At 30.7% G+C, this 12857-nt stretch carries 8 protein-coding genes; 6 read left to right on the top strand and 2 right to left on the bottom strand.

The features are described from left to right. Positions 1-96: 96 nt before the first annotated feature. Both N524_RS0101410 and N524_RS0101405 read right to left on the bottom strand, forming a co-directional pair. Positions 97-2706 carry a YfhO family protein gene (locus N524_RS0101410; RefSeq protein ID WP_029055450.1) on the bottom strand — a complete coding sequence of 870 codons (2610 nt, stop codon included), beginning with the start codon at positions 2704-2706 and terminating at the stop codon, positions 97-99. After that, positions 2699-5299, bottom strand: coding sequence for a YfhO family protein (locus tag N524_RS0101405; RefSeq protein WP_029055449.1), 2601 nt, complete (start codon positions 5297-5299; stop codon positions 2699-2701). The genes N524_RS0101410 and N524_RS0101405 overlap by 8 nt, the downstream gene beginning before the upstream one ends. Before the next feature lie 261 nt (positions 5300-5560). On the opposite strand from N524_RS0101405, the gene ylqF reads away from it, so the two are divergent. The 6 genes from ylqF to topA all read left to right on the top strand — a co-directional run bounded on the left by ylqF (position 5561) and on the right by topA (position 12747). After that, positions 5561-6436, top strand: a complete 876-nt coding sequence (ylqF, locus tag N524_RS0101400) for a ribosome biogenesis GTPase YlqF (RefSeq protein ID WP_029055448.1) — start codon at positions 5561-5563, stop codon at positions 6434-6436. Beyond that, positions 6429-7196, top strand: a complete 768-nt coding sequence (locus tag N524_RS0101395) for a ribonuclease HII (protein WP_017638389.1) — start codon at positions 6429-6431, stop codon at positions 7194-7196. Before ylqF ends, N524_RS0101395 begins: the two co-directional genes overlap by 8 nt. 110 nt (positions 7197-7306) lie before the next feature. Next, the gene (gene sucC / locus N524_RS0101390; protein ID WP_017638388.1) at positions 7307-8473 is read left to right on the top strand and encodes an ADP-forming succinate--CoA ligase subunit beta; all 1167 of its coding nucleotides are present in this window, start codon (positions 7307-7309) and stop codon (positions 8471-8473) included. 21 nt (positions 8474-8494) lie between these two features. Beyond that, positions 8495-9400, top strand: a complete 906-nt coding sequence (gene sucD, locus N524_RS0101385) for a succinate--CoA ligase subunit alpha (protein WP_029055447.1) — start codon at positions 8495-8497, stop codon at positions 9398-9400. Positions 9401-9624: 224 nt separating this feature from the next. Then, entirely contained in the window at positions 9625-10494 is an 870-nt protein-coding gene (gene dprA, locus N524_RS0101380) for a DNA-processing protein DprA (RefSeq protein WP_017638386.1), read from the top strand. Positions 10495-10671: 177 nt separating this feature from the next. Continuing rightward, a complete protein-coding gene (gene topA, locus N524_RS0101375; RefSeq protein WP_029055446.1) occupies positions 10672-12747 on the top strand; it encodes a type I DNA topoisomerase in 2076 nt (691 codons plus the stop codon). Positions 12748-12857: the final 110 nt, after the last annotated feature.

Here is a 12857-nt window from a genome sequence, read left to right as displayed (position 1 = left end):
ATTCGTTTGTGAATACAAATCCTTTAATGTTATTAAAAATCTATACAGAAAGTGTGAGTCCTATCAACTTAAACATTTGATAAGACTCATACTTTTTTAATTTCTTTTATTTAATTTTTTGGTAAATATTATACTGCCGATGATACCAATAATCGAAATAATGATTAATAAGTAAAAATGAGGTGGTGTATAAGTTAGTTTAATCATTTCTTGTCCTTTTTTAACAGGAATCGCTGTCATGATACCATTTGCTTTTTCAACTTTTTCTGTATGACCATCAATAGATGCTTTCATTCCTTTAGCATAAGGTACAGGCATAACTAAATAACCACTGTCTTTTTTATCTTTTTTAATTGTATAACCATTTCGTTGTTTATCAATATGCACATGCTTTAATTGTTGCGTACTTTGTTTTAATATTTGATAATTTTCGCCATATATACCTTTAACTTTAATACGGTATTTGCCTTTAGATAATTTTATATTTAAATCATCTGATGATTTAATACGCATTGTGACTGGGCTTACGAATCGACGATATTTATAAGTGAGCTCATTACGGTTTTGACTGTAATCATTTACACCTACTGTATGTTTTTTATCTGGTGATAATAATTCAACATCCATTTCAACGTATAAATCTTTATATTGTTTAGAAATGAATTGAGGTAATTGAAGATGAATGCCTCCATTATTTTTAGTAACTTCAATATGATTATTATCAAGTCGTTTAGCATTAACTAACGTACGTTTAGTATGTGATAACAGATTTGGATTTGAACTGAAAGACGTATTCGATTTATCGTCTTTCTGATTAAATACAACACCTTGAAGCATAGCTTGTTCTTGATCTAAAGGAGATTTTAAATCTTTAGCATCATATATTTTATTTGTAATATGTGCAGCTGGATAATGCATCATGTTATGTGAATGAATCCATTGATCACCGCTATCGTTAATTAACGCTTTCTTTTTAAATCCATAAGGCATATTTAAATCGTTAGGATGTCTAAGTCGATCTTCTACTCCCCATAATGCCATTAAGTTTGCACGATTGCCTAGATAACGATAAGTACTATTTTTATCTACTGGCATATTGATTTGCATTGTCTTATCATAATACTTCAAAATGTCTCCATCAAAAATGCTTGAGTATAAAGAAATCCCATTATAGTGATAAATGAATGGTGAATTTAACCCGTAAAAAGACATGTAATCGATTCTAGACAATGGGTTGGACTGTGATTGTTTAATTTGTTGTATTTTATCGTTTAAAGTATGACCTCTATAGCTAGGATCATTGATATCCTTCATCGTTGATTGATAAGGCTCAATTGTCTTCTTAAAAGTAACATGTTCAATCGCTAATTGTTGTAGAAAAATGAGTAATATTAATAAAAGTTGGAGCCACCATTGATTAGCAAGCATAGGTTTTTTAATGATGAAACCTAATACGACAATAAGTATGATTGATACCGGAATCCAATAAATAGTATGACTTGCTTCCAAAAAGTAAATGATTCCATATAAACTAATAGGTATTGCAACTATTAAGTATTTTTTAAGTGATAATTCACTAATATGCTGTATTAATAATGCAACTAATGCGCTAGAAGATAACGTTAATGCATAAACCCAACGTCTTTGGGGCATTGAAAAACCATTAAATGCACTATCAAAGTATTGTGATAATGAGCCAATCAATAATATCCATGTCACTATGGCAAATAATCTAAAATAATAATGACGATATAATTTGAATGAAAATAAAGCAATAATCGTTATAAAAGTAATCGTTATATAAAATCCATCTGCAAAAATATTGAAATTACTGTTTGTAAGATCTGTCAATAAAGTGATTTCAAATTTAGAATTCTGTGCTCTATCATTGTTAAAAAATGAAGAAAGTCCTGTAAACAATCCAAATATACTGCTTAATACACTTAATATTACAGCAATTAGAAGCATATAGAATTTTTGCCATCTAGTCACAATATCTTTTGGATGCGTCATGATTATTCTATAAATAAAATAAAATCCTAATACGATTGCTTGATAATAACTAAAGTAAAAATTCATAAAAAGTGTCAAACCAATGGCAAATATAAAAAGTCCAATTTTCTTTTCTCTAAAGAAACGTTCCATAGAGAGTAAAGAAAGTGGTAATAGAATTAATAAATTACCATAAAAAGACCATGTAAAATTGTAGTAGATAACAACTGTAGAAATACAATACATTATTGTAGCTATGATGACTGAAGTAGGTTTGAATTTTAAATATCTAAAGAAATAAAATGTACAAATAAATGTAAGGACGGTTCTAACATATGCCATTATTAATTGGTTTGCAGGCCAAAAATTGATATCGTGTGGGTGCGCTAAACCTATTTTTTCTAAAATCCCAATGCAACCAAAGTTAATCCACATAAGAGGTGACATTGAATAATAATAGGCAAGTCCTTTTACATAATCTCCACCTAAACCAAAGGATTCATCATAGAATCCTTTGAAAGTAGAGAAATGTTCATATAAATACATTTGAAATGGCATCATTTGTCTGAATCCATCTCCATTACCACTAAACACTGTTCCTTTAGTAATAAAAAGATAAATGAAAGGGAGATAAATGCATAGTGATAAAATAGCACTTGCAATGATAATTAATAATAGAAATGAATAAGGATTGGAAGTGATCTTTTTATACATTATGCTTTCTCTTCTTTCTCTTTATAGATTTTAAATATTTAATAAATATCAAACTTACAATCATACTAATTATTGATATAAAAATCATTGTATTCCATAAAGGTGGTTGATATTTAATGATGATCGTTTTGTCATTTTTATTTACTGGAACTCCTGTCATCATGCCATTAGCTTTATAGACTTCTGTTTTTTCACCATCTACGAAAGCTTTCATACCTTTTCTATAAGGAATATTGATGGTCGCAATACCTTTATTATGCTGATCTAAATTGACTTTCACACCATTTTTAATGTCCTGATAATTCATTTTAAAATTTGCATGTTGCTTTGCTTTTTTGAGCGTATCATAATTTTCACCATTTAGGTTTAATAATTGTAAGTTAAATGTACCTTTAGGAGATAATTGAATCGTGATATCGCCATTTTTATCTGGTTGAGCACGGTATAATTGGGTATCTACACCTGTGCGGTATACAGAATCGTTATATAGACGATTGTTATTATATTGATTTACGTTGACCGTATAATTGCTATCTGGAACACCTCTTTTGATCTTCATCGTTAAGTAAAAATCAGTATATTGAGTTCTTAATTTTTTAGGAATATGAAGTTTAATATGTCCTGTATTTTGAGTAACTTTAATATTATGATGCTTTAATTTAGAAATATTGTCGCTTGAAATTTTCACTCTGTTTAGTAAATTATCTGCTTTTTTATGATAGTTTTGTCCTTTTTTATTTAAAACAACACCATCTAACATGGCATGTTCACGGTCAATTGGTGTTTTTAAAGACTTTTCATTAAAAACGTTATCTGTAACTTTAACTGAAGGCAGATTTAGTGTGTTTTCATAAATTGAATATTGACCTGCTTTTTTAACCTTTTTAAAGTAACTTGGGACATTATCTTGATATTCTTTCAACATGAGATAACGAATTGAGAAAAGACTAGCTATATTTTGTCTACCATTTGTAGATTGATACCTACTTAATGATTCCTCTGCTAAGTTAATTTTTAAATCATCATAATAATCATCTAGAATATTATGATGGAAAATGCTTGAATATAGGCTCAATCCTTTGAAATTTTGATACATAGGTGTATTATCTTGCTCATTAACTCTCCAATCGATACGCTCATCCTCACGTTTAGATGATTTCATTTGATTAACTAGTGATCTTTGTAAATCTGAACTATACATATTTGAATTTAAGTAGAACGTATTAGCTCTATCCTTATGATCTTCAAAATAAATTTGATTTTTAATAAATACAAATGACACCATGATATTTAATAAAGCTATAGCAACAATATATAAATATGATAATTTAATACGGCTTGTTTTATCATTGAGTACTAAAATCAACAATCCTATAAGAGAAACTATAGGTACAAATATCATCCAAGCAACATAAGTATGATAGGCGAAGGCACTTATAAATATGACGCTTTGCGCAATAATATTTGTTAGAAGATAAGATTTAATTTTTACAGTTTTAAAATATTTAACATAAAGTCCTATTAACATAGCTGAATTAAATGCAATGATAAAATGCCATCTTTTTTGTGGGGCAGAGAATCCATTAAATAACTGGTCTATAAACGGTACAAAATTAAATAAAATAAATACAAAAGTTAGAATAGCAAATAAACGATAATAAAAATGTTTATATAATTTAAAGGATAAAATAGCTTGAATCGTAATAAATAAAATGACAATAAGATAATTATCAAAAAATAAATTTGTATTTGCATCTATATGTTCAAAACGAGGCACTTTTCCTGTAAATGGAATACGTCGATTACCTAAATAACCTTGCACACTATGATAGAAAATAAATAAGCTATTCCCTAAAGATAAAATCCCACTGAGGATGAAAATCAAAAATGCCTTTTTACGTGAAACTTTATCATTGTCATGTTTAAACAAGATTCGAATGATAATATATCCTGCACCGATAATGAATAAGTAATAAGCAAAGTAAAAATTATTAATTAATATCAATGTCATTGATGTTATGAATAAACCTATTTTTTTAGTTTTAAAAAATCGTTCAATCGAATATAACAATAATGGCAACCAAATAAACACATCACTGAAAAACGGCCAGTATACTGTAAATCTGAAATACAAAGGTGAAATTACAAATAAAAATGCCATTAACAAGCTAATGATGTGATTTTTTGTTAAGTGCTTTGCATATAAATATGTACAATAAAGCGCTAAACTTGCTTTGAAAATTGAAACGATAAGCGCATTGTTCATCCAAAATAATAATTGTGTAGTATCAATATGTATGAATAGCTTTAATAGCATAATTACTAAAACATTGATAATGAATATAATATTGGTTGAAAAGTAATAACTTAAATCTGTAAAGAAATCTCCACCTATTCCAAAGTCAGATGAATAAAACCAATTACCATGACTCCATTGATTAAATAAGTACATCTGGATAGGTACCATTTGTTCCATACCATCATTAGGGCCAGTAAATAGTATGCCGTCATGATAGAATTTATAAATAACATAACTATGACCAATTAATGATAGAAAGAAGAAAATAAGTGAGTATTTGAGAATTTTTTTCATGACTGACTCCTACTCCATATATTTATCTTGATTATAATTTTTTATGACTATTCCCAAATTGTAGGGGATAGTAATGACGGTGAAAAGTATTTATACTTTAATTTAAACTATTTTACAGAATCTTAAAGTATAGAATCGCTAAAATATTTAAAAACAAGTTATTATAGTTCGCGTGTTAAACTAAACCTAGTTTATGAGAAGATGTTAGAGTATAATTTATACAATGTAAAAGATGAAAAGTATTGATGAAAGGTGATGACAATGACAATACAATGGTATCCTGGCCACATGGCCAAAGCTAAAAGGGAAGTAAGCGAACAATTAAAGAAAGTAGACGTTGTATTTGAACTTGTAGATGCACGTATTCCTTATAGTTCAAGAAACCCAATGATTGATGAAGTAATAAAACAAAAACCAAGAGTAGTTATTTTAAATAAAAAAGACATGACTAACTTAAAGGAATTGGAAAAATGGGAACAATTCTTTGAAAATAAAGGTTACTATCCAGTAGCTGTCGACGCTAAACATGGTAAAAATTTAAAAGATGTTGAAAAAGCAGCAATACAAGCGACGAAAGAAAAGTTCGATCGAGAAAAAGCAAAAGGATTAAGACCTAGAGCAATACGTGCCATGATAGTTGGTATTCCTAATGTAGGTAAGTCAACGCTAATTAATAAACTAGCGAACCGAAGCATTGCTCAAACTGGTAATAAACCTGGAGTTACGAAACAACAACAATGGATTAAAGTAGGAAACTCGTTACAATTATTAGATACACCCGGAATTTTATGGCCAAAATTCGAAGATGAAGAAGTAGGGAAGAAACTAAGTCTAACTGGTGCAATTAAAGATAGCATCGTTCACTTAGATGAAGTAGCTATTTATGGACTTCAATTTATGATTAAAAAAGATTTAGTTGGTTTAAAATCACATTACAATATTGAAGTGGATGAAGATGCAGAAATATTAGAGTGGTTTGATGCAATTGGGCGTCGAAGAGGTTTATTACAAAAGGGTAATGAAGTGGATTATGAAGCGGTTATTGAGTTAATTATTTATGAAATTAGAAATGCTAAAATCGGCACATATTGCTTTGATATATTTAAAGAAATGAAGAGTGACATTGAACATGTCTAAAACGATTAAAGAAATGAAGCAGTTGCTTGAACAAATTGATACGATTGAAGAACTAGAACAACATGAAGCTAATTTGGATAATCGAAAAGGTGTACAGCAAGCAATTGCTAGTCGTAAAAAGCAATTAGAAAAAGAATTACAACTCATAGAACAATATCATGAGATGACTTTCTATGAAAATGAATTGTTAGCAAATAATGCCGACGAAGTTATTTGTGGCATCGATGAAGTGGGAAGAGGTCCACTTGCTGGACCAGTTGTAGCTTGTGCAGTGATTTTGAATAATGACCATAATTATCTAGGCCTTAATGACTCTAAAAAGGTATCTGCTAAAAATAGAGCAAAATTAAACCAACAATTAATAGATGGTGTTACTGAATACGCTTATGGTGTTGCAACAGCAGAAGAAATTGATCAATTCAATATATATAAAGCGACACAAATCGCCATGCAACGCGCAATAGACAATTTAAAATTAAAACCCACACATTTATTAATTGATGCGATGAAATTAGATAACGAAATTAACCAGACGTCTATTATTAAAGGTGATGCTAAAAGTGTATCAATTGCAGCAGCAAGTATTATGGCTAAAGAACATCGAGATAACTATATGAAAGAATTAGCTGAGCAATTTCCAGGATATGGATTTGAAAATAACGTTGGTTATGGTACTAAAGAACACCTTAAGGGTATAGAAGAATATGGCGTTATAAAAGAACACCGAAAAACGTTTGAACCTATTAAATCAATCAAATAATAGTTTGAATTTTAAATTAATTGCAAAAAAAGAGTGGTATCAGTTTACAATAACGCTTTCATTTTTTATAATTGAAAAGGAACTTAACCTAAGAAACAGGAGGATGGAAGATGAATATCCACGAGTATCAAGGTAAAGAAATATTTCGTTCAATGGGCGTAGCCGTTCCAGAAGGACGAGTAGCATTTACTGCTGAAGAAGCGGTGGAAAAAGCGAAAGAATTAGATTCAGATGTATACGTGGTTAAAGCACAAATACACGCTGGGGGTAGAGGTAAAGCAGGCGGTGTAAAAATTGCTAAATCACTATCTGAAGTTGAAACTTACGCTAATGAATTATTAGGTAAACAATTAGTTACACATCAAACAGGACCTGAAGGTAAAGAAGTTAAACGCTTATATATCGAACAAGGTTGCGACATTCAAAAAGAATATTATGTAGGATTTGTAATTGATCGTGCTACTGATAGTGTTACTTTAATGGCATCAGAAGAAGGCGGTACTGAAATTGAAGAAGTAGCTGCTAAAACTCCTGAAAAAATCTTTAAAGAAACAATTGATCCTGTTGTAGGATTATCACCTTATCAAGCACGTAGAATTGCTTTCAATATCAATATTCCTAAAGAATCAATTGGTAAAGCTGCTAAATTTTTAATGTCACTTTACAATGTATTTATTGAAAAAGATTGTTCAATCGTTGAAATTAACCCACTAGTAACAACTGGTGACGGTGAAGTTTTAGCATTAGATGCTAAATTAAACTTCGATGACAATGCTTTATTCAGACATAAAGACATTATGGAATTAAGAGATTTAGAAGAAGAAGATCCAAAAGAAATCGAAGCATCTAAATATGATTTATCATATATTGCATTAGATGGTGATATTGGTTGTATGGTTAATGGTGCAGGACTTGCCATGGCTACTATGGATACAATCAATCATTTTGGTGGAAATCCAGCTAACTTCTTAGACTGTGGTGGTGGCGCTACTAAAGAAAAAGTTACTGAAGCATTCAAAATCATTTTAGGTGACGAAAATGTTAAAGGTATCTTTGTAAATATCTTCGGTGGAATTATGAAATGTGATGTTATCGCTGAAGGTATCGTTGCAGCAGTTAAAGAAGTAGAGTTAACTTTACCACTTGTAGTACGTTTAGAAGGTACTAACGTAGAACGCGGTAAAGAAATCTTAAATGATTCAGGTTTAGCAATTGAGCCAGCATCAACTATGGCTGACGGCGCTCAAAAAATTGTTAAACTTGTTAAAGAATCATAAGGAAAGGATGGGAACACTAAGATGAGTGTATTTATAGATAAAAATACAAAAGTAATGGTACAAGGTATTACAGGGTCTACTGCCCTTTTCCATACGAAACAAATGTTAGATTATGGAACACAAATTGTCGCAGGGGTAACACCTGGTAAAGGTGGACAAGTAGTAGAAGGTGTTCCAGTATTCAATACTGTTGAAGAAGCTAAACAAGAAACTGGAGCAAACGTATCAGTAGTATACGTTCCAGCACCATTTGCTGCAGATTCAATTTTAGAAGCAGCAGATGCTGATTTAGATATGGTGATTTGTATTACTGAACATATTCCTGTTGTAGACATGGTTAAAGTTAAACGTTATTTACAAGGTAGAAAAACACGTTTAGTAGGACCAAACTGTCCAGGAATAATTACAGCGGATGAATGTAAAATTGGTATTATGCCAGGTTACATTCACAAAAAAGGTCACGTAGGTGTTGTATCTCGTTCAGGTACATTAACTTATGAAGCAGTTCACCAATTAACTGAAGAAGGTATTGGTCAAACAACTGCTGTAGGTATTGGCGGCGACCCAGTTAACGGTACTAACTTCATCGATGTTTTAAAAGCTTTCAATGAAGATCCTGAAACTAAAGCTGTAGTAATGATTGGTGAAATCGGTGGTACAGCTGAAGAAGAAGCAGCTCAATGGATTAAAGAAAATATGGATAAACCTGTAGTTGGATTCATTGGTGGTCAAACAGCACCTCCAGGAAAACGTATGGGTCATGCTGGTGCGATTATTTCTGGTGGTAAAGGTACTGCTGAAGAAAAAATTAAAACATTTAACAGCTGTGGTGTACACACTGCAGATACACCTTCAGAAATCGGTACAACTTTAATCGAAGCAGCAAAAGAAGCAGGCATTTACGAAGAATTATTAACTATTAAATAATTTTAATTGATTAACTAGCTTAGGTGCTTTAAAGGCATCTAAGCTTTTTATTTGTGTGTCGTTATTTATATAGAAATATACAGCCACAATATAGCTTGAAAATGAAATGTCACGTTATCATTTTACTTCTTAAAATTGAATTACATTTTCCATTTATATGTTTATGAACTGTAACACAAAAGCAAGTTGTTTCTGTGTATAATTTAATTAAAGGAGCAATGATTTTGAACAAACATTTTTTACTTAAATTATACTGGGCTCAGTTTACTACTTCACAAATACATCAACTCAACCAATATTATCCACAGCTCTTTCATGTTAATGATTATGAACAAGAATCGTTATTACATTGTTGGATTACTCAATACCAGCCACGATTATTGCCTAAGTTCCTTGACTACAAACAATTTCAATATAATGAAATTATGAAAGTTCTTCGACAATTAGATATCAACTATATCACCTATTTTGATAAAGATTATCCCTATTTATTAAAAGAAATATATGATTATCCTTTTGTCTTATTTTATAAGGGTAATAAAGACATTTTAAAAAACGATAAAACTTTAGCTATAGTTGGTGCTAGAAAGTGTACAAACTATACAAGCCAAGCACTTAATTATCTTTTTCCTTCATTTAAAAGGGCTCAACTTACAATTGTATCTGGTCTTGCTGCAGGAGCAGATAGTGAGGCACATCAACAAGCATTGAATGCCTATTTGCCTACAATTGCTGTATTAGGTTATGGACATACACATCATTATCCAAAATCTACTTTTTCACTTAGAAAGAAAATTGAAGAACAAGGTATTGTTATTAGCGAATATCCACCATTTTCTCCAATAGCGAAATATAAATTTCCTGCAAGGAACAGATTGATTAGTGGTTTATCAAAAGGTGTTTTATTAACAGAAGCTAATGAAAGAAGTGGAAGTCGTATTACTATAGATTGTGCACTTGAACAAAATCGAAATGTCTATGTATTACCAGGAAAAATATTTGATACCTCAACAAAAGGGAATTTATTATTGCATCAAGAAGGCGCAACGATTGTTGTGAATGAACATGATATTTTACAAGACTATTCAATTTAAGAATATAGTGTATATTAAGCAATTAGACTGTAATAAAATGGATTAAAATCATTAAAGAAAAAGACAAATAGTTAATTAAAAAATATAACAAAATGCGTCATAAAATATTAAAACATTGACAAAAACAAAATTGACCGTTTATCATTTATCTTTAGTAATTAGATTAGCAAGGGGGAAATCACTTTGGCAGATAATTTAGTCATAGTTGAATCGCCTGCAAAAGCTAAAACCATTGAAAAGTATTTAGGAAAAAGATATAAAGTTATCGCTTCAATGGGACACGTTCGTGATTTACCTAGAAGTCAAATGGGCGTGGACACTGAAGATAACTATGAACCCAAATATATAACAATACGTGGTAAAGGTCCCGTAGTTAAAGAATTAAAGAAACATGCTAAGAAAGCTAAAAAAGTTTTCCTGGCTAGTGACCCTGACCGCGAAGGTGAAGCAATTGCTTGGCATTTATCAAAAATATTAGAATTAGAAGATTCAAAAGAAAACAGAGTAGTATTTAATGAAATAACAAAAGATGCTGTAAAAGATAGTTTCAAACACCCAAGAGGTATTGAGATGGATCTAGTTGATGCGCAACAAGCACGTCGTATACTTGATAGATTAGTTGGTTATAATATTTCTCCTGTATTATGGAAGAAAGTTAAAAAAGGTCTATCTGCAGGACGTGTACAATCTGTAGCATTGAAACTTGTTATTGATAGAGAAAATGAAATTAGAAACTTCAAACCTGAAGAATATTGGACAATAGAAGGAGAATTTAGATATAAAAAATCTAAATTCACAGCTAAATTTCTTCATTATAAAAACAAACCATATAAACTAAATAAAAAAGATGATGTTGAAAAAATCACTGCTGCATTAGATGGTGACGAATTTGAAATCACTAACGTGAATAAGAAAGAAAAAACACGTAATCCAGCTAATCCATTTACAACATCAACATTACAACAAGAGGCAGCACGTAAACTTAATTTTAAAGCCCGTAAAACAATGATGGTTGCACAACAGCTTTATGAAGGTATTGATTTAAAGAAACAAGGTACAGTTGGTCTAATAACATATATGCGTACCGATTCAACTCGTATCTCAGACCAAGCAAAGTCTGAAGCTAAAAATTATATAATCGATAAATACGGAAACGAATATGTTTCTAAAAGAAAAGCAACTGGTAAACAAGGGGATCAAGATGCCCATGAAGCTATTAGACCATCAAGTACTTTAAGAACACCTGATGAAATGAAACCATTCTTAACTCGTGATCAACATCGTTTATATAAATTGATTTGGGAACGTTTTGTTGCAAGTCAAATGGCTCCAGCAATTTTAGATACTATCGCTTTAGATGTAACACAAAATGACATTAAATTTAGAGCTAATGGTCAAACAATTAAGTTTAAAGGTTTCATGACATTATATGTTGAAACTAAAGATGACCAAGATAGTGAAAAAGAAAATAAATTACCTAAATTAGAACAGGGAGATAAAGTAACTGCCACTCAAATTGAACCTGCACAACACTTTACTCAACCACCACCAAGATTTACAGAGGCTAGACTAGTTAAAACATTAGAAGAATTAAAAATTGGTCGACCATCAACTTATGCACCAACAATTGACACAATTCAAAAACGTAATTACGTCAAATTAGATAGTAAACGATTCATGCCAACTGAATTAGGGGAAATTGTTTATGAACAAGTTAAAGAATACTTCCCTGAAATCATTGACGTTGAATTTACTGTAAATATGGAAACACTTCTTGATAAAATCGCTGAAGGCGACACAAATTGGAGAAAAGTAGTTGGAGATTTTTATAATAGTTTTAAACAGGACGTTGAACGTGCCGAAGAAGAAATGGAAAAAATAGAAATCAAAGACGAACCTGCAGGTGAAGATTGTGAAGTATGTGGCTCTCCGATGGTTATCAAAATGGGTCGCTACGGTAAATTTATGGCTTGCTCTAATTTTCCAGATTGTCGTAATACGAAAGCCATCGTTAAAACAATTGGCGTGAAATGCCCAACTTGTAAAGATGGCGATGTTGTAGAACGTAAATCTAAGAAGAACAGAATTTTCTATGGTTGTTCAAATTATCCAGAATGCGAATTTATTTCATGGGATAAACCAATCGGTAGAGACTGTCCAAAATGTAATCATTACTTAGTTGAAAAGAAAAAAGGCAGAAGCAGCCAAGTAACTTGTTCAAATTGTGATTATAAAGAAGAAGTACAAAAATAGATATCTATATAAAAATAGCTACGCATTACATTGCGAGAGCTATTTTTATAGTTTTATTAATAAAATTACTCGTTAGAATTTTATATAAATGAGAATAGCAGGAGGCATTA

It is taken from the genome of Staphylococcus sp. URHA0057 (assembly GCF_000620265.1).
GTDB classification, from domain to species: domain Bacteria; phylum Bacillota; class Bacilli; order Staphylococcales; family Staphylococcaceae; genus Staphylococcus; species Staphylococcus pasteuri.
This window is presented reverse-complemented; position numbering and strand designations above follow the sequence as displayed.

Excerpts from the sequence above, each read along its gene's own strand:
- N524_RS0101410 (WP_029055450.1), bottom strand. The coding sequence starts at position 2,706 with ATGTATAAAAAGATCACTTCCAATCCTTATTCATTTCTATTATTAATT.
- N524_RS0101405 (WP_029055449.1), bottom strand. The coding sequence starts at position 5,299 with ATGAAAAAAATTCTCAAATACTCACTTATTTTCTTCTTTCTATCATTA.
- ylqF (WP_029055448.1), top strand. The coding sequence starts at position 5,561 with ATGACAATACAATGGTATCCTGGCCACATGGCCAAAGCTAAAAGGGAA.
- N524_RS0101395 (WP_017638389.1), top strand. The coding sequence starts at position 6,429 with ATGTCTAAAACGATTAAAGAAATGAAGCAGTTGCTTGAACAAATTGAT.
- sucC (WP_017638388.1), top strand. The coding sequence starts at position 7,307 with ATGAATATCCACGAGTATCAAGGTAAAGAAATATTTCGTTCAATGGGC.
- sucD (WP_029055447.1), top strand. The coding sequence starts at position 8,495 with ATGAGTGTATTTATAGATAAAAATACAAAAGTAATGGTACAAGGTATT.